The organism is Streptomyces sp. Da 82-17 (assembly GCF_046098215.1).
Taxonomy (GTDB): Bacteria; Actinomycetota; Actinomycetes; order Streptomycetales; family Streptomycetaceae; genus Streptomyces.
Map to the genome: position 1 here is coordinate 296606 of NZ_JBJURH010000005.1, position 18480 is coordinate 315085.

15 protein-coding genes are annotated in these 18480 nt (G+C 72.9%); 11 read left to right on the plus strand and 4 right to left on the minus strand.

Annotated elements, in window-relative coordinates; translation table 11 throughout:
- Positions 1–110: 110 nt before the first annotated feature.
- From ACIDOF_RS11205 to ACIDOF_RS11230, 6 genes are all read left to right on the plus strand, one after another.
- Entirely contained in the window at positions 111–1130 is a 1020-nt protein-coding gene (locus ACIDOF_RS11205; RefSeq protein ID WP_409005639.1) for a methyltransferase, read from the plus strand.
- A 4-nt stretch (positions 1131–1134) separates the two neighbouring features.
- Positions 1135–2163, plus strand: a complete 1029-nt coding sequence (locus ACIDOF_RS11210) for an LLM class flavin-dependent oxidoreductase (RefSeq protein WP_409005640.1) — start codon at positions 1135–1137, stop codon at positions 2161–2163.
- Between the two features lie 188 nt (positions 2164–2351).
- Entirely contained in the window at positions 2352–3545 is a 1194-nt protein-coding gene (locus ACIDOF_RS11215; protein WP_409005641.1) for a nucleotide disphospho-sugar-binding domain-containing protein, read from the plus strand.
- On the plus strand, positions 3545–4405 hold the full coding sequence (locus tag ACIDOF_RS11220) for an LLM class flavin-dependent oxidoreductase (RefSeq protein ID WP_409005642.1): 861 nt from the start codon (positions 3545–3547) through the stop codon (positions 4403–4405). The genes ACIDOF_RS11215 and ACIDOF_RS11220 overlap by 1 nt, the downstream gene beginning before the upstream one ends.
- Before the next feature lie 33 nt (positions 4406–4438).
- Positions 4439–5134 carry an SDR family NAD(P)-dependent oxidoreductase gene (locus ACIDOF_RS11225; RefSeq protein ID WP_409005643.1) on the plus strand — a complete coding sequence of 232 codons (696 nt, stop codon included), beginning with the start codon at positions 4439–4441 and terminating at the stop codon, positions 5132–5134.
- A 35-nt stretch (positions 5135–5169) separates the two neighbouring features.
- Positions 5170–6366, plus strand: coding sequence for a cytochrome P450 (locus ACIDOF_RS11230; RefSeq protein ID WP_409005644.1), 1197 nt, complete (start codon positions 5170–5172; stop codon positions 6364–6366).
- Between the two features lie 60 nt (positions 6367–6426).
- On the opposite strand, the gene asnB is transcribed toward ACIDOF_RS11230, so the two are convergent.
- The 3 genes from asnB to ACIDOF_RS11245 are packed head-to-tail and all read right to left on the minus strand — an operon-like array spanning position 6427 to position 9799.
- A complete protein-coding gene (asnB, locus tag ACIDOF_RS11235; protein WP_409005645.1) occupies positions 6427–8265 on the minus strand; it encodes an asparagine synthase (glutamine-hydrolyzing) in 1839 nt (612 codons plus the stop codon).
- A gap of 44 nt (positions 8266–8309) precedes the next feature.
- Positions 8310–8600 carry a ferredoxin gene (locus ACIDOF_RS11240; protein WP_409005646.1) on the minus strand — a complete coding sequence of 97 codons (291 nt, stop codon included), beginning with the start codon at positions 8598–8600 and terminating at the stop codon, positions 8310–8312.
- Positions 8597–9799 (minus strand): cytochrome P450, encoded by a 1203-nt coding sequence (locus tag ACIDOF_RS11245; RefSeq protein WP_409005647.1) that lies wholly within the window; start codon positions 9797–9799, stop codon positions 8597–8599. The genes ACIDOF_RS11240 and ACIDOF_RS11245 overlap by 4 nt, the downstream gene beginning before the upstream one ends.
- 218 nt (positions 9800–10017) lie before the next feature.
- Here ACIDOF_RS11245 and ACIDOF_RS11250 point away from each other — a divergent pair, with 218 nt between their 5' ends.
- Positions 10018–11082 (plus strand): methyltransferase, encoded by a 1065-nt coding sequence (locus ACIDOF_RS11250; protein WP_409005648.1) that lies wholly within the window; start codon positions 10018–10020, stop codon positions 11080–11082.
- A gap of 42 nt (positions 11083–11124) precedes the next feature.
- Here the strand turns inward: ACIDOF_RS11250 and ACIDOF_RS11255 are convergent, their stop codons facing one another.
- Positions 11125–11616 (minus strand): MarR family transcriptional regulator, encoded by a 492-nt coding sequence (locus ACIDOF_RS11255; RefSeq protein ID WP_409005649.1) that lies wholly within the window; start codon positions 11614–11616, stop codon positions 11125–11127.
- A gap of 170 nt (positions 11617–11786) precedes the next feature.
- Here ACIDOF_RS11255 and ACIDOF_RS11260 point away from each other — a divergent pair, with 170 nt between their 5' ends.
- The 4 genes from ACIDOF_RS11260 (at position 11787) to ACIDOF_RS11275 (ending at position 18397) form a co-directional block, all read left to right on the plus strand.
- The gene (locus tag ACIDOF_RS11260; RefSeq protein WP_409005650.1) at positions 11787–13619 is read left to right on the plus strand and encodes an MFS transporter; all 1833 of its coding nucleotides are present in this window, start codon (positions 11787–11789) and stop codon (positions 13617–13619) included.
- A 133-nt stretch (positions 13620–13752) separates the two neighbouring features.
- A complete protein-coding gene (locus ACIDOF_RS11265) occupies positions 13753–15390 on the plus strand; it encodes an FAD-dependent monooxygenase (protein ID WP_409005651.1) in 1638 nt (545 codons plus the stop codon).
- A gap of 147 nt (positions 15391–15537) precedes the next feature.
- Positions 15538–16170, plus strand: coding sequence for a hypothetical protein (locus tag ACIDOF_RS11270; protein WP_409005652.1), 633 nt, complete (start codon positions 15538–15540; stop codon positions 16168–16170).
- 106 nt (positions 16171–16276) lie between these two features.
- The gene (locus ACIDOF_RS11275; RefSeq protein WP_409005653.1) at positions 16277–18397 is read left to right on the plus strand and encodes a multicopper oxidase domain-containing protein; all 2121 of its coding nucleotides are present in this window, start codon (positions 16277–16279) and stop codon (positions 18395–18397) included.
- Positions 18398–18480 lie beyond the last annotated feature (83 nt).

Below are 18480 nucleotides of genomic sequence, written 5' to 3' on the forward strand. Positions count from 1 at the left end.
CGGCGCTTCGAGCCGGGCCCGGCCGGTTCTCAAGGAGCGTGGACCAGCATCCGGAGCGTCAAGTCCGGCCGCCGCGCGGCACCCAGGAGAACCAGGAAAGAGGTCCGTCCGTGACGACGCACACTCCCGCCAGCCCCGAGAAGCTGATCCGGCTCGGCACTGCCTTCTGCGACGCGAAGATCCTGCTGAGCGCCCTGGAGCTGGACGTCTTCTCCACCCTGGCCGCCGGTCCGGCCGACCACGAGGAGCTGTCCGGGAAGCTCGGCCTGCACCCGCGCGGCGCCGGCGACTTCCTCACCGCGCTCGTGACTCTCGGCGTCCTGGAGAAGAGCGACGGCCGCTACCGCAACAGCGCCGAGGCCGACCGCTTCCTCGACCGCAACAAGCAGAGCTACGCCGGCGGCTTTCTGGAGCGCGCCAACAGCATGCTGTACCCGGCCTGGACGCACCTCACCGAGGCCCTGCGGACCGGCGAGCCGCAGGTGAAGGGCAAGGAGGGCGACATCGTCGGGCAGATGGCCGACGACCCGGAGCACCTGCGCCAGTTCCTCACGATGATGGACTCCCTCAACAGCCTGGTCGCGCCCAAGCTGTCGGCCGCCTTCGACTTCGACGCGTACGACACCTTCGTCGACGTCGGCGGCGCCCGCGGCAACCTGGCCGCGCTGCTGCTCAAGGACCACCCGAAGCCGAAGGCCACGGTCTTCGACCTGCCGCACATGGCCGAGCCGTTCGCGGAGCTGATGGCGAAGCTCGGCACCGAGGACCGGGTGTCGTTCGTCGGCGGCGACTTCTTCAGCGACGACCCGATGCCCGAGGGCGACGTCCTGGTCATGGGCCACGTCCTGCACAACTGGGACGACGGGCAGCGCCAGGGCCTGGTCGAGAAGGCCTACCGGGCGGTCCGCCCGGGCGGTGCGCTCCTCGTGTACGACCGGATGGTCGCCGAGCAGCCCACCGACCTGGTCAACCTGCTGATCAGCCTGGACATGCTGCTCGTCACCCACGGCGGCTCCGAGTACTCGACGGCCAAGTGCGCCGGGTGGATGCGTACCGCCGGCTTCGCCAGGACCGAGGCGAAGACGCTGAGCGCGACCGACTCCCTCGTCATCGGCTACAAGGACGCGTGAGCGGATGCGACTCGGGGTCAACCTCGTCCCGCAGGAGTGCGCGGAGACGGCCCTGGAGGCGGAGCGGCTCGGCTTCGCGGTCGCCGCGGCGCCCGAGGGGTTCCGCAACGACGCCGTCTCCGTGCTGTCCTGGGTGGCCGCGCGGACCAGCCGCATCCGGCTGCTCTCCACCGTCATCCAGATCCCGGCCCGCTCGCCGGTCAGCATGGCGCTCACCGCCGACACCCTGGACAACCTGTCCGGCGGCCGGTTCCAGCTGGGCCTCGGCATCTCCAACGCCCACGTCACGGAAGGCTGGCACGGCACCCCGTTCGCGGCGCCCCTCGCCCGCACCCGCGAGTACGTGGAGGTGGTGCGGCGCACCCTGGACCGGGCCGAAGTCGTGTACGAGGGTGAGCATTTCCGGCTACCGCTGCCCGGTTCCCAGGGCGGCGCGTACCGGCTCACCACCGAGCCCGCGCAGCCCCGCCTGCCGGTCTACCTGGCGGCGGTGGGCCCGCGCAGCCTCCGGCTCACCGGGGAGATCGCCGACGGCTGGGTCGGGGTGTTCTGCTCCCCCGAGCAGGTCGAGCGGGCCGTGGCGGAGCTGCGGACCGGCCGTCGGCGGGCGGGCGCCGGCCTGGACGGCTTCGACGCGTTCGTGTCGGCGCCGATGGTGGTCGAGGACGACATCCGGGCCGCGGCCGCCCCGATCAGCCACTACGTCGCCCGCTTCATGAGCCTCGGCGAGCGCGAGCACAACTTCTACCACCGCCTGGCCACGAGCATGGGGCACGGCGAGGCGGCCGACGAGGTGCACGAGCGGTTCAGGGCGGGCGACGCCGCGGGGGCCGCGGCGGCCGTGCCGGTCGACTTCATCGACAGCACCTCGCTGCTCGGCCCCGCCGACCGGATCGCCCGCAAGATGGCGGACTTCGCGGCGGCGGGCGTCACGACGCTCGGCATCTCCCCGTACGCCCCGAGCCTCCAGGCACGCCTCGCCACGCTCCGGGTCGCGGCCGAGGCGCACCGGAAGGCGGGGCTCGACGGCTGAGCGCGCGGCCTGGTGTGAGCCCGTGAGCACGAGAGGCCGGGTCAGGGCGGCGCCCCGAACAGGGGCGCGGGCCTGCGCCGCTGGCGGCTCCGCCGCGGGCGCGAGCGGCCACGACGGTGCCGCAGCCGAATGACAACCGGGGTACGGGGCGCAGTGCGCCCCTCACCATCAGGAAGGAACCGACGCGGATGCGCGTGCTGTTCACAAGCTGGGCCTGGCCCACGCACTACCACCACATGGTGCCGCTCGCCTGGGCGCTGCGGGCGGCGGGCCACGACGTGCGGGCGGCCGTGCCGCCGTCGCTCACCGGGGTCGTCGCCGCATCGGGGATCCCCGCCGTCGCCGTCGGGCACGACGGCGTGGACGCGGTGGCGCGGATCCGCGACTACATCCCGGGCCGCGTCCCGGCCCCGGCCGCCCCGGCGACCGGGGCCCGGGGCCCGCGCGCCGTGTCCCTGTTCGCCGATCTCGCCGCGGCGATGGCGGACGACCTGGTGGCCTTCGGCCGGCAGTGGCGCCCCGACCTCGTCGTGCACGAACCGACCGCGTACGCGGGCCCGTTGGCGGCCGCGGTGCTCGGCGTGCCCGCGGCGCGCTTCCCGTGGGGCGCCGACCTGATGTACCACGCGGCCGCCGTCGACCTCGAACGCGAGGTGATGGCCCCGCTGTGCGAGCGGTTCGGCCTGCCCGGGGTCGACCTGCTCGGCGACCTGACGATCGACGCCTGCCCGACGGCGATGCAGGTCCCGGCCGGCCGCCCGGTCGAGCGGCTGCCCGTGCGCTACGTCCCGTACAACGGCGCGGGCACGCTGCCCGTGCCGCTGCCCCCGGCCGAGCGGGCCAGGCCCCGGGTGTGCGTCACCTGGGGCACGACGGTGGGGCGGCTCGACGAGGAGATGTTCCTGCTGCCCCGGGTGGTCGAGGCGCTCGACCCGCTCGACGTGGGCATCGTCGTCGCCGTGGCCCGCGAACAGCGCCGCCTGCTCGGCACGTTGCCGGACCGGGTCAAGGTCATGGAGTCCGTTCCGCTGCACGCCGTGCTGCCGCACTGCGACGCGGTCGTCGGGCACGGCGGCGCGGGCACCCTCCTCACCGGCCTCGCCTGCGGGCTGCCGCAGCTGGTCGTCCCGCAACTCGTCGACCACACCTTCAACGCCCGGCAGTTCGCGGCCACCGGCGCGGGCACGGTGCTCGACAAGGACACGGCCCGCGAAGCCCCCGAGGCCCTCCGCGCGGCCGTGCAGGACCTGATCGACACCCCCTCGTACGCGAAGGCCGCCCGCGAGGTCCGGGCGGAGATCGCGGCCCGGCCGGCCCCCGCCGACCTGGTGGGCCCCCTGGTCCGCCGGGCCGGTCTGGACGCCGCGGAAGGAGCACGCTGATGCAGATCGGAGTGGCCCTGCCCGCCACCGTCCCCGGCACGGACGGCCGGCGCATCACCACCTGGGCGCGGGACGCCGACCGGTACGGCTTCTCCACCCTCGGCGTGCTCGACCGGCTCGTGTACGACAACTACGAGCCGCTGACCGCCCTCGCCGCCGCGGCCGCGGTGACCGAGCGGATCGGCCTGGCGACGACCGTGCTCACCACGCCGTACCGCAACAACACCCCTCTGCTGGCCAAGCAGTTGGCGTCGGTCGACCGGATGTCCGGCGGCCGGCTCACCCTCGGCGTGGCCGCGGGCAACCGGCCGGACGACTTCGAGGTGTCCGGCGTCCCGCACGCCGAGCGGGGCCGGTTGCTCGACGACCAGCTGTCGGAGCTGGCCCGGATCTGGCGGGACGGGAAGGACGGGGCCGCTCTCGCGCCCGCGCCCCGGGCCGGGGCGCCGGCCGGGCTGCCGCTGATCCTCGGCGGCACCTCCGACGCGGCCTTCCGGCGGGCCGCCGCGGTCGGCAAGGGCTGGATCGCGGGCGGCAGTTCGCCGTCCGGGTTCCAGGCCAACGCCGAGCGGGTGCGGGCCGCCTGGGCGCGGGCGGGCCGCACCGACCGGCCGCATCTGATGACCCTGCTCTACTTCTCGCTCGGCCCGCGGGGCCCGCGGCAGGCCCGGGACTACCTGCTCGACTACTACGCGTTCAGCGGCCGCGCCGAGTCCGTCGTCGGCATGGCGTTCACCGACCCGGAGCGGCTGCGGACCGCGGTCGAGGAGTACGGGACGGCGGGCTGCGACGAGATCGTCTTCGTGCCCTGCGGCAGCGGCCCCGAACAGCTGGAGCTGCTCGCCGATGCCGTGTTCTGACCCGCGCAGGAACCGCCCACGGAAGGCAGGAACATGACGACATCCGCGCCCCGCCCGCGTACCGCCCTGGTCACCGGCGCCAACCGGGGGCTCGGTCGGGCGACGGCCGCGCTGCTGCACAAGGCCGGGTTCCACGTGGTGCTCGCGGGCCGGGACGGCGACGCGGTGGCCGTGGCCGCCCGCACGCTCGGCGAGGGCGCGGGCTCCGTCGCCCTGGACGTCACCGACGACACCTCCGTCGCCCGCGCGGCGGCCCGGGTCGGCCCGGTCGACGTCCTGGTCAACAACGCGGGCACGCTGCTCGACGACGGCGCGCCGCCGACCCGGGTGCCGCTCTCCGTGGTGCGGGACACCCTGGCGGTGAACGTGCTGGGCTCCTGGCGGGTGGCGCAGGCGTTCCTGCCCGGCATGGTGGAGCGCGGCTGGGGGCGGGTGGTGATGGTCTCCAGCGGCACCGGCTCCTTCGCCAACGGGCTGTTCCCCAAGACGCCGGCGTACTCGGCGTCCAAGGCCGGGCTGAACGCGGCGACGGTGCTGCTCGCCAAGGAGACCGAGGGCACGGGCGTCCTCGTCAACGCGGTCAACCCGGGCCTGACCAGGACCCGGATGATGCCGCACGCCACGACGCCGCCCGAGGAGGCCGCCGCGGACGTCGTGCACGTCGCCACCCTCCCCGACACCGCCCCGACCGGGGCCTTCTTCCGCAGCGGGCAGGTCATCGACTGGTGACCTGCCCCTCCACCCGTACGACAAGGAGTCACCCGATGGCCTCCGAGGTCACCCGCACCTTCCCCCTGCCGGCCCCCGACCCCCTCGAACCCTCCCCGGAATACGCGAAGTTGCGCTCCGCGGAGCCGGTCGCGCCGCTGACCCTGCCGGACGGGCACCGCGCCTGGGTCGTCACCCGGCACGAGGACGTCCGCACGGTCCTGGCCGACCCGAGGTTCAGCAAGGCCGCGCTGACCGAGCCCGACGCGCCGCGGCTGCTGCCGATCGCCAAGGGCTCCAAGTCGATCTTCACGATGGACCCGCCGGAGCACACCCGGCTGCGCAAGCTGGTCACGAAGGCGTTCACGGTGCGCCGTATCGACCGGCTGCGGCCCGAGGTCGCCGAGGTCGGCGCGCGGCTGCTCGACACCATGGCCGCCGAGGGTTCGCCCGGCGACCTGATCCGGCACCTGGCGCAGCCGCTGCCGATCACCGTGATCTGCAAGCTGCTCGGGGTGCCGTACGAGGACCACGAGCGGTTCCGGGTCTGGACCGATGTGATGCTGAGCGTGTCCGCGCACTCCCACGAGACCGTGATGGAGGCCCGGGTCAGCCTCAACGCCTATCTGACGGAGCTGATCGCGGCGAAGCGGAAGGAGCCCGCGGACGATCTGCTGACGGTGCTGATCGAGGCGCGGGAGGAGGGCGACCGGCTGTCGGAGGAGGAGCTCCTCGCCTTCGGGCACACCCTTCTCGTCGCGGGCTACCACGCCACCACCGGCGAGATCACCGGCGCCCTGATCACGCTCCTTCGCAAGCCGGAGCTGTGGGAGCAGCTGCGCGCCGACCGTTCCCTCGTGCCCGGCGCGGTGGAGGAGCTGCTGCGGTTCTCCCTCGCGGGCGGCGGGGCCGGCGCGATGCGCATCGCCACGGAGGACCTGGAGCTGGGCGGCGCCCGGATCCGCAAGGGGGACGCGGTGCTGCCCGCGATCACGTCGGCCAACCGGGACCCGGACGCCTTCGACCGGCCGGAGGAGGTCGACCTGACCCGCGAGCACAATCCGCACCTCACCTTCGGGCACGGCCTGCACCACTGCCTGGGCGCCCAACTCGGCCGGATCGAGCTGCAGGTGGCGCTGGAGGAGATGCTCGACCGCTTCCCCGGTCTGCGGCTCGCGGTGCCCGTGGACGAGCTGGTCTGGGTGCGCGGCATGGCCTTCAAGCGGCCGGAGACGCTGCCTGTCGCCTGGTGACCCGCGCACGGCTGTGCCCCGGCCCGAGGGCCGGGGCACAGCCGTGCGTACCGCTCGCGCTCAGACGTCGAGCGTCAGGTCGTACGTGGTGAGCCACTCGTTGACGTGCAGGGTCATGTCGAGCTCGGTCCGGGTGAGCCGGCCCGCCGAGGCCGGGTCGCGGCGGATGTCCGCCACTGCCGTCGGGTTGAGCAGCGGCATGATCCGGGCGTCGTCGTCCGCGACGACCTTGGCGAACCGCTCCTGGACGTAGGCGTCGTAGGCCTGGTCGTTGGAGATCGGGTAGCCGCTCTTCGGGCGTTTGAGCACGGACTCCGGCAGCAGGTCGGCGGCGGCCGCCCGCAGCAGGCTCTTCCACTGGCCGTCGAAGTACTTGAACTTGTACGGCACGTTGTAGACGTACTCCTGGAGGCGGTGGTCGCAGAACGGCACCCGTACCTCCAGGCCCTGCGCCATGGACAGGCGGTCCTTGCGGTCCAGGAGGGTGCGCATGAAGCGGGTCAGGAAGAAGTAGGTGTACTCCCTGAACTGCTTCTCCTTGCCCGACTCCCCCGGGATCCGCGGCACTTCGGCGACGGCCTGCCGGAAGTGGTCGCGCTGGTAGTCGTGGATGCCGAGGCGCGCCGAGACCGGGCCGAACAGCGTGGACAGGCCCATGTTCTGGGCGAGGCTCCACGGCAGCGTGCCGGGGTAGGTGAACTCCGGGTGGTGGAACCAGGGGTAGCCGCCGAAGAGTTCGTCCGCCGACTCGCCGGTCAGGGCGACCGTGCACTGCTCGCGGATCGCCCGGAACAGCAGGAACAGCGAGATGTCCATGGAGCCGGAGCCGGCCACCAGGATCGGCCAGTCCATCGCGCGGATCACCGCGGAGCGCACCGACGGTTCGATCATGTCGTTGTTGGTGAGCACGATGTCGGTGTGGTCCGAGCCGATGTGCTCGGCGGCGGCCTTCACGTACGGGGCGTCGAGGACCTGCCGGGTGATGTCCGGCTCGAAGTTGTCCTCGTACCCGATGAAGTCCACCGAGAACGAGCGGACCCTGCCCTTGCCCTCCTTCTGGTTGGCGCGGGCGGCGAGTGCGGTCAGGGTGCTGGAGTCGAGGCCGCCGGAGAGCATGGTGGCCAGCGGCACGTCGGAGACCAGCTGCCGGGCGACGATGTCCTCGAGGAGCTCCCGCACGGTGCGGATGGTGGTCGGCAGGTCGTCCTCGTGCTCGCGGGCCTCCAGCTTCCAGTAGCGGCGCAGCCGGCTGCCGAAGCGGCCGACGGTGAGGACATGGCCGGGCGCGAGCTCCGGCATGTTCCGGATGACGCCTGCGCCGGGCGCCTTCACTCCGGCGATCAACTCCCGTACACCGTCGGCGTCCACGGTGCGGGAGGCCAGCGGGTTGGCGAGGATCGCCTTGGGTTCGGAGCCGAAGAGGACTCCGCCCGCCAGGGGCTGGTAGTAGAGCGGCTTGATGCCCACCCGGTCCCGGACCAGGACCAGTTCCTCGCTGCGGTTGTCCCAGACGGCGAAGGCGAACATGCCGTTGAGCCGCTCCGCGCAGAACTCGCCCCACTGCAGGTAGGCGCGCAGGACCACCTCGGTGTCGCTGCGGGTGCGGAACGTGTGGCCGAGCGCGGCCAGTTCCTCGCGCAGCTCCCGGAAGTTGTAGACCTCGCCGCTGTAGACGAGGGTGGCGAGGACCTTGCCGTTCTCCTCGGCCACCATGGGCTGGCGGCCGCCCTCCAGGTCGATGATGGACAGCCTGCGGTGGCCCAGGGCGGCGTGCTCGGTGACCCACACGTCACCGGCGTCGGGGCCGCGCAGTGCCATGGTCCGGGTCATCGCCTCGGCGACGGTGACCTCTTGTCGTAGATCGCGGGTGAAATCCGCCCAGCCGGCGATGCCGCACATCCAGCGTCTCCTTGTTCTCGGGGTGTCGTACGTCGTCGGCGAGGTCAGTCGTCGTCGGTGACCGGGAGTCCGGTGTGCCGGTCGGTCACCGAGATGGCCTCGGCCGGGCAGCTCTCGGCCACTGCGAGCAAGTCCTCGTCGGGGGCGACCAGTTCGCTGACCACTCGGGTCCGGTTCTGCTCGTCGGCGGTGAAGTAGCGGGGCGCCGACGCCGTGCAGATCCCGGTGCGCCGGCAGGCGCGGTCCACGGTGACCCGCCACTGCTGCGGGCCGGCGGCCCCGGTCGTCCGCGCGGTGTCCGGGCCAGGGCCGGCCGTCCGCTGCCGGCCGCTCACCAGGTCACCGGGAGGTCCGCGACGGCGCGGGCGGTCAGGCCGGTCTTCCAGGTGAGCCACTCCACCGGCACGGCGAGCCGCAGGGTCTCGGGGACCTTGCGGATCAGCGTCGCCAGGGCGATCTGCATCTCCAGGCGGGCGAGTTGGGCGCCCAGGCAGTGGTGGATGCCGTAGCCGAAGGCGAGGTGCTGGTTGGCGCCGCGCTGCACGTCGAACTTCTCCGGGTCGTCGAAGTTCTCCTCGTCGTGGTTGGCGGAGCCGAGCGCGGCGATCACGGCCTCGCCCCTGCGGATGGTGACGCCGCCGATCTCCAGGTCCTCGGTGGCCACCCGCAGTTGCGTCCCGGTGAACACGAAGGGGTTGAAGCGCAGCAGCTCCTCGACGGCGGCGGGCACGAGCTCCGGCTTCCTGCGCAGCAGCTCCATCTGCTCGGGGTGCTGGAGCAGCGTGAACAGCGCGATCCCGAGGGAGTTGGAGGTGGACTGGTGTCCCACCGTCATCAGGATCATCGCGAAGTCGAGGAGCTCCTCCTCGGACAGCTTCTCGCCCTCGTCGCGGGCGTGCACCAGGACGGACAGCAGGTCGTCGGCGGCCTCCCGGCGCCGGGTCTCGATGAGCCCGCGCAGGTACGCGATGATGTTGCCGCGGGCCTCGACGACCTCCTCCTTGGTGTGGCCGCCGAGGGCGAAGATGACCTCGCTCCAGGCGTGCAGCTCGTCGGAGTCCTCGTGCGGGACGCCGAGCAGCTCGAAGATCACCTTGATCGGGAGGCTGAGCGCGAAGCAGGACATCAGGTCCACCGGCTTCGGCGCGTACAGCACCAAGTCGATCTGCTCGTCGGCCAGTTGCTGCACCCGCGGGCGCAGTGCCTCCACCCGGCGGGCGGTGAACGCCTTCATCACCAGGCGGCGGAGCCGGGAGTGGTCGGGGGCGTCCATGCCGAGGATCGTCTTCGGGCCCGGGCTGGTGTTGCCCATGCGCGGCGCCCCGGGCAGTTCGGCGGCGGCCCGGCTGAGCCGGGGGTCGGCCAGGGCGTCCCGCACGTCCTTGTACCGGGTGAGCAGCCACGCCCGGTCTCCGGTCGGCAGGGTCACCCGGCTCACCGGGGCCTGTTCACGCAAGCGCCGGAACTCCTCCGGGGGCTCGAAGCCCTCCGGCGGGTCGAACGGGAACGGCAGCACTGCTTCTTCGGTCGTCATCCAAACCCCTTCACCACGGTGTGGCCTCGCGGAACACGTCGTTCGGGCCGCCCGCACTATGGGAGGGCGGACTCGAAGGGCTCTGGAGTGCCACCGGACCCGGGCCCCGCACGGCGGTACGGGAGGGGGCGCGGCCCAAGTGCCGCACGAGTGCGGCGCGACCGGTTCCGGTGACAGTGCGACCGTCAGATCCGGGTGTACAGAGAGGTCATCGGTCCATGACTGCTTCTCCACAGGTGCCTGCCGCGGCGGCGGCCGGGCGGCAGGAGCCCTTCTCCCCGCTGGGCGCGCTGCGTCGCCTCAACCCGTACCACTGGTCGGCGGGCCTGGTGATCCGCGGCATGGCGGAGCTGCGGATCGCCGACCGGCTGGCGGCGGGCCCGCGCTCCGACGCGGAGATCGCGGCGGCGATCGACGCGCATCCGCCGAGCCTCACGCGGTTTCTGCGGGTGTGCGAACTGCACGGCCTGATCGAGCCGGTCGTCCCGGACCGCTGGGCCCTCACGGAGGCGGGCGAGCTGCTGCGCACCGACGTACCGTCCCTGCACGGCTTCTCGATCGCCGTCAACGCGCCCGGCATGACCCGCCCTTGGGAGCGCATCGCCGACGTGGTCCGCACCGGCGAGCCCGCCACGCGCGCCGTGTGGGGCATGGACCACTGGGAGTACTACGCGGCGCACCCCGAGGAGGGGCGGCACTACTGCGAGCACTCCGCGTCCCTGTCGCAGGAGGCGGCCGAGTCGCTGGTACGAAGCCTCCGGCTCGACGGCGTCGCCTCGGTGCTGGACGTGGGCGGCAGCCCCGGCACCATGCTGGCCGCGCTGCTCCGGGCGCTGCCCGCGGCGCGCGGGGTGCTGCTCGACCTGGAGTGGGCGGTGCCGTTCGCCCGCGAGACCCTGACCGCCGCGGGGGTCGCGGACCGGGCCGAGCTCGTCGCCGGTGACTTCTTCGCCGAGGTCCCGGCGGGGGCCGACCTCTGCCTCCTCAAGCACATCCTGTGCGACCTGGACGACGAGCGCGCGGCCCGGCTCCTCGCGAACTGCGCCAAGTCGACGCCGCCGGGCGGCCGGATCGTGGTCCTGGACTGGGAGCACACCGACCAGTCGTCGCATGTGCACGCGAACGACGTGGAGTTCATGGTGCTGACCGGGGGCCGGACCCGGAGCAGGGCCGAGTACGAGTCGCTGCTGCGGGACGCGGGGTTCACCGCGCCGCGCCGCCTGCCGCTGGTCGGTCTGGAGCGGGCGCCGATGGTCCTGCTCGAGGCGGTGCGGGCGGACTGAGCCGGTGCGCCGGCGTCCCCGGGCGCCGGCGCACCGGTCCGCTCACTTCTTCCCCCGGCTGCCGCCCTTCCGGTCCGCCCGCAGCCGGGCGATCTGCTCGTGCGTGATCGGGCCCGCCGCCCGTACGAAGTCGACGATCACCGCCAGCTCCTCGTCGCTGTACTTCTCCGCCAGCTCCGACAGTGCCTCCGAGAGGCCCGCGAAGAGCGGGAAGATCTGCGCCTCGAGGTTGGGCAGCGGGGTCACGATGACGCGCCGGCGGTCGTTCGGGTCGCGGTCCCGGCGGACGAAGCCGGCCTTCTCCAGGCGGTCGACCACGCCGGTGATCGCCCCGGTCGTGACGCCGTTGACCTCGGTGAGCCGGCCGGCGGTCATCGGGCCCTGGGTGACGAGGGCGTTCAGGCAGTTCAGGTCGAGCACGCTCATCTTCAGCTGGTCGGCCACGGCCTGGTGGAAGAAGACCGAGCTCGTCGTCAGATTCCGCAGCTCCTGTTCGAGCGCGCCCAGCCGGCTCTCACGTTCCGCTCTTGACATCTATGGCGCCTCTCGTCGTACCCTCAGCACGTCATTAACTTAGAAGCTAAGCTAATCCGTAGCTAAGCCAATCAGTTCCTGAGCTTCTTACGTACTCACTTGCTCAGCTTCCTGGTGCATCGTACCGCTGGGCCGGTCCCCACCCACTCGGAGATCTAGGGAAGGTCGACATGTCCGACACAGCCATGGCGTCAGCCGGGACGCACGGGGCCGAGCCCGACCCACGACGCAAGAAGGCGCTGTTCGTGGTGCTCTTCGCGGCCTTCATGGACCTGCTGGACTCCACGATCGTCAACATCGCCCTCCCCTCCATCCAGCACGACCTGGACGCGGGCTACGCGGCCGTGCAGTGGGTCGTCGCCGCGTACCTGCTCGCCTTCGCGGTGCTGCTGATCCTGGGCGGGCGGCTCGGCGACATGTTCGGCCGCAAGAAGATGTTCCTGCTCGGCATCGCGGCCTTCACCCTCACCTCGCTGGCCTGCGGCATCGCGCACGAACCCGAACTGCTCGTCGCCCTGCGGGCGTTGCAGGGCGCGTCCGCCGCCCTGATGGTGCCGCAGGTGCTCTCCATCATCACCGCGATCTTCCCGCCGCAGGAGCGCGGCGCCGCCTTCGGGGCCTTCGGCGCCGTCGCCGGCCTGGCCACCGTCGGCGGGCCGATCGTCAGCTCCGTACTGATCGACGCGGACCTGTGGGGCCTGGGCTGGCGGTCCATCTTCCTGCTCAACGTCCCCGTCGGCGTCGTCCTGCTGTACTTCGCGGTCAAGCTGGTGCCCGAGTCCAAGTCGCCGTGGCCCGTGAAGCTCGACGTGGCGGGCACCGCACTGGTCACCCTGGGCCTGCTGCTGCTGCTCTTCCCGCTGGTGCAGGGGCGCGAAGCCGGCTGGCCCGCCTGGTCGTTCGTGTCGCTCGCGCTGTCGCTGCCGGTGCTGCTGCTCTTCGCGCTGCACCAGCGCAGGCGCGGCAAGGTGCAGGGAGCCTCCCTGGTCGAACCCGGGCTGTTCCGCAACCGCTCGTTCACCGGCGGCATCGCGGCCAACCTGATCTTCTTCGTGGTGGTCACCGGCCACTTCCTGATCTTCATCATCTTCCTGCAGAACGGCCTCGGCTTCTCCCCGCTCCGCGCCGGACTCACCGGGCTGCCCTGGTCGTTCGGCACCAGCATCGGCGCGGGCATCTCGTCCGCGCTCCTGACGGCACGGATCGGCCGCAAGGCGCTGCTCATCGGCGCCGTCCTGCTCGCCACCGGCCTCACCGGGCTCGCCCTGACCATCGGCTGGCGCGGCGAGGACATCGGCTCCTGGTCGATGCTGCCCGCGCTGTTCGTCGCCGGGCTCGGCATGGGCTTCATCGTCGCCCCGGTCCTGGACTTCATCCTGTCCGCGGTGCCGCCGCAGAGCGCCGGGTCCGGGTCCGGCATCGTCAACGCCGTGCAGCAGGTCGGCGGCGCCGTCGGAGTCGCCGTGATCGGCGCGGTCTTCTTCGGCCTGCTCGGCTCCGGCGCCGCCACCGCAGCCCAGGACGCCGCCCCGAAGCTCCGCGCCGAACTGGCCGAGGCCCGGGTCGCGCCCGCCGAGGCGCGGGAGATCACCGCCACGTTCCAGCGCTGCTTCACGGACCGTACGACCGCCACGGATCCGACCGCCGTACCGCCCGGCTGCGGCTCGCTCACCGAGGGGCCGGCGCCGGTCGCGGCAGCCGTCGCCGCGGCCGACGCGGACGCCCGGCGCGAGGCGTTCGGCACCGCCCTGCAGCGCACCGTCATCGCCCAAGTCGCCCTGACCGCCTGCGTGTTCGGCCTGCTTCTGCTGCTGCCGCGCAAGCTGCGGCACCAGGAGTGGGGCGGCGGCGAGGACGACGGCCACGGCGCCGACGCCGACCGGCCGGGACACGAGCGGGCCGAGGACGGCGCCGCCGACGGGACCCCCGGCGCCGGGAGCCACCGGGCCGCCGCGCCCGGTCCCCGTATCCCTTCCGCCACCGATCCGCAGAGCGCGTCCTGAGGGAGCCGCGAGCGGACCCCGAGCAGGCCCCGAGCGAACCGGCGCCAACTGAGTCAGCACCGAAGCACCGAAGGACGGCCCCCGTGCCCACGGGGCACCGCACGCCCGAGCCTTGAGGAGAGTGTCTCCCCCCATGTCCGAGCAGCACACCGAAGACGTCCAGGTACTCGTCGTCGGCGGCGCCATAGTCGGCCTGTCCGCCGCCCTGTTCCTGGCCCGCAAGGGCATCCGCACCCTGGTGGTCGAGCGCCAGCCGTCCACCCTGCGCCACCCCCGCGCGCGGGTCCTCAACCCGAGGACCGTCGAGATCTACCGGCAGGCGGGCCTGGAGGAGGCGCTCTTCAGCGAGCTCAACCTCAGCTCCGAGATGAGCACCAAGCTGATGGTGCGCGCCGAGACCCTCGCGGGCCCGGAGTTCTTCTCCACCCCGCTGCAGGACGAGGCGCCCGAGCTGACCGCCGACGTCACCCCCTGCACCTGGTGCTCCATCGACCAGGACAAGGCGGAGGGCATCATCACCGAGCGGGCCGCGGAGCTCGGCGCGCGGATCGACTGGGCCACCGAACTGGTCGCCCTCGACCAGCACGCGGACGGCGTCAGCGCGGTGCTGCACGGTCCCGACGGCGCCGAGCGCACGGTCCGCGCCGACTACGTGATCGGCGCCGACGGCACCCGCAGCACCGTACGACGGCTCCTCGGCATACCCGCCGAGGGACCCGGCACCCTCGTCAACACCGTCAGCGTGGTCTTCCGGGCCGACCTGAGCGAGCCGCTGCGCGGCCGGGACATCGGCCTCGGCTACCTCGACAAGCCCGAGTCGGGCACCCTCCTCATCCCGCTCGACGACGACCGCTGGGTCTTCTACACCCCGTACCACCCCGAGCAGGGCGACCGGATCGAGGACTGGGACGAGGCCCGCTGCGTCGCGGCGATCCGGGCCGCGGCCGGCGTACCGGAGCTGCGGGTCGAGGAGTTGGAGGTGCAGATCGAGAAGACCGGGCAGAAGATCCTCGGCTTCGAGATCGCCGCGCAGCTGGCCGCCCGCTACCGCGACGGCCGGGTCTTCCTCGCCGGTGACGCCGCCCACGCGACGCCGCCCACCGGCGCGTTCGGCGCCAGCACCGGCATCCAGGACGCGCACAACCTCGCCTGGAAACTCGCCGCCGTCCTCGACCGCACTGCCGGCGAGGCGCTGCTCGACTCCTACGAGGCCGAGCGCCGCCCCGTCGCCGAGGTCACCACGGGCTACGCGATGGCCGAGATGCAGGGCCGCTCCGCCGAGGGCCAGGACGAGGGCGCGCTCAGCTACGCCTCCGTCGTCCTCGGCCACCGCTACACCTCCGGCGCGGTGCTCGCCGAGCCCGGCGACGAGAGCGCACCGCCCGCCGTCGACCCGCGCCGCCTCGGCCGCCCCGGCACCCGCGCCCCGCACCTCGCCGGCCGCCTCGACGGCAAGGAGCTGTCCGCCCTCGACCTGGTCGACGCGGCCCCCGTGCTGCTCGCGGGGCCGGCGGGCGCGGCCTGGGAGCACGCCGCCGGGCCGACCGCCCAGCGGCTCGGCATCGACCTCGAAGTGCACCGCGTCGGCGGCGACTTCGCCCCGGCCGCCGAGGACGCCACGGCCGCCTGGACGGAGCGGTACGGCGTCGGCGCGGACGGCGCGGTGCTGGTCCGCCCGGACGGCGTCGTCGCCTGGCGCGCCACCGGCGCCGCCGACCACGCCCAGCAGGAGCTGGAGCGGGTCCTCGGCCAGGTGCTCGACCGGGCCTGACCGCATCGGGCCCGCAGCCCGGGTGGCGCCTGCCGCGCCCACGGGCCGCGGGCCCTCCCGAACGGCCGGCCCCGGGGGTGCCGGACCGCGTCGGCGAGCACGACAACCCCCGCCCACGGCACGGCAGTACGGAGAGGAGTGCGCGGCATGGTCAAGAGCCGGGACCGGCAGGAGGAGTTCACCGCACCACGCGGCTCGGTCGTCACCGGAATGCTGAAGTTCACCGGCGGCGCGTCCGAACTGACCCTGGGCGCGGCCGAGTTGGACGACGACGCGCTGTACCGGGCGCGGTTCGACGGCCTGGTGCCCACGGTGACCGCGGCCGGCGGCGCCGTGACGGTCCGCTACCCGCGCCATCCGCACCCGTTCCCGCTGCGCCGGCACAGCGGCTGGATGACGGTCGACGCCCGCCTGCCCTGGTCGGTGGAGATCACCGGCGGGGCGGGCCGGGTCACCGCCGACCTCGCCGCGCTCCCGCTGCGCGGGATGAGCCTGACCGGCGGCGCCAGCCATGTCTCGGTCGCCCTGCCGCAGCCGAAGGGCACGGTCCGGGTGCGGGTGTCCGGCGGCGCCAGCGACATCAGCCTGCGCCGCCCGGCCGGTGCCGCGGCCCGGCTCCGGGTCACCGGCGGCGCCTCCCGGCTGACCTTCGACGACCAGTACCTGGCCGCGGTCGGCGGCGGCCTGACCCTCAGCGACCAGGCGTACGAGCAGGCGGAGGACCGATACGAGATCGAAGTCGTGGGCGGCGTGAGCGCCTTCACCGTCGACCGGCCATGAGTCGACCGGCGTGAGTCGACCGGCGTGAGTCGACCGGCGTGGGTCGACCGGCCGTGAGCCGCCCGGCCATGAACCGGGCAAGACCGTTCCCTCTGGAGAAAGTTCCATGTATCTGACCGCAGCAGGACTCGAATTCACCCTGGGCATCATCCTGCTACCCGTCTGGCTCCTCGCCGCCGTGCTGGTGGGCCTGCAGCCCGGCCGCAGAACGGCCGGACGGATGCGCCGGATGTCCCGCATCGTCCTGGCGGCCGTGGGCCTCGGGCTGCTCGTGACCGTGGCCAGGCTGGTGGCGTACACCCAACTCGCCTCGTTCGGCTGGGTGTTCGTCGGCGACCGGCGGCTCTTCACGACCTTCGTGATGCTGCTCCCGGCCGTCCTCGCCACCGCCGTGTGGACGGTGCCGTGGCTGCTGGCCGCCGCCCGTGCCAAGCCCGACGACCCGAACGCGCCGGTGCCCCTGGAGGAGCAGGCACGGGCGCGGGCGGTGCGCCATGTGGTGCCGCCCCGGCTCGCGGCCTTCGGCGGGTTCGCCTGCTTCGCGCAGACCTTCCTGCCGCCGCACCGCTCGCTGCCGCTCAACCTGCTGGTGTACGTGCTGGTCACCGCCGCCGTCGCCGGGCTCCTGGTATGGCGTGCGAAGGCCCGGCTGCGCCGTCTCGCCGCGGCCGGGGACGCCCCGCGCCGTCGCGGCCGGGCCTGGGGCCTGCGCCTCGGCACCGTCGCGGTGACCGCCGGTGTCGCGTTCGGCCTGGTCAACTACGGGATCAGCAGCAGCGCGTTCCCGCACACCTTCTCGATGATGAAGGGCAGCGCCGACTGGGGCGGCGGCCCCGCCGGTACGCACATGGCCGGCGGACACGACATGGCCGGCGGCCACCACATGACGCCGGGCGCCGCCGCGGCCGGGCAGGTGAGCGTCGACGATCTGCGCGGCCCGAAGGAGGGTGCGGCGGACCGCAGCTTCACGCTCACCGCGCAGGCGAAGAAGGTGAAGCTGGCCTCCGGGAAGACCGTCGACGCGTGGACGTACAACGGGCAGATCCCCGGGCCCGAACTGCGGGTCACCGAGGGCGACCTGGTGGAGATCAAGCTGCGGAACGAGCTGCCCGGCAAGACCCCGGTGACCATCCACTGGCACGGCGTGGACGTGCCCAACGGGGAGGACGGCGTCGCCGGCGCCACCCAGGACGCCGTGCAGCCCGGCGAGACGTTCACGTACCGCTTCCGGGTGGAGGAGTCCGGCACCCGCTGGTACCACTCCCACCAGGCGGCCTCCGAGCAGGTCGACAAGGGACTGTTCGGCGCCCTCGTGATCGAGCCGAAGAAGCAGACCCGGCCGGTCGACAAGGACGTCACCGTCGTCAGCCACGAGTGGGACACCGGCGAGGGGCTGCCCGTTCCCGCCATCGGCGACTCCGACCAGCTGGAGCGGCGCCGCGCCGAGCCGGGCGAGAAGGTGCGGCTGCGCCTGGTCAACACCAGCAGCTTCACCCGGGAGTTCGCCGTCGACGGGGTGCCGTACAAGGTGACCGCCCTGGACGGCACGGACGTCAACGAGCCGACCGAGATCAAGGGCAAGAAGCTGGTGCTCGGCGGCGCCAACCGGATGGACGTCGAATTCACCATGCCCGACGGCCCGGTCCGGGTCACCGACGGCAGCGCGCCCGACGCGGGCATCGTCTACTCGCCCGACGGCAAGGGCACGATCGAACCCGACCTGTCCGGCGAGGAGTTCGACCCGTACTCCTACGGCAGCCCGAAGAAGACCGAGTTCGGCCCGGACACCGAGTACGACCGGGACTACGAGCTCGTCTTCGACGAGTGGCTGGGCTTCTACGACGGCCGCTTCGGACTGAAGCAGACCATCAACGGCCGGGTCTTCCCGGACGCCCCGATGCTGATGATCAAGGAGGGCGACCTGGCTCGCGCCACCTTCGTCAACCGCGGCAACGAGGACCACCCGATGCATCTGCACGGCCACCACATGCTGGTGCTCAACAAGGACGGCAAGGACGTCTCGGGCAGCCCGGTGTGGAAGGACACGGTGAACGTGAAGCCCGGCGAACGGATCCAGGTCGCGTTCAAGGCCGACAACCCCGGCATCTGGATGGACCACTGCCACAACTTCCAGCACACGGCGCTCGGCATGGTGATGCACCTGGCGTACGACAACGTCACCACGCCGTACGAGATCGGCGGCCACGCCGGCAACAAGCCCGAGTGACACACCGGAGCCGCGTCCCGGTGACACCCGTGCCCGACCGCGGCCGAGCCGCGTAGGGCACCCCGAGACCGCGCCGTCGCACC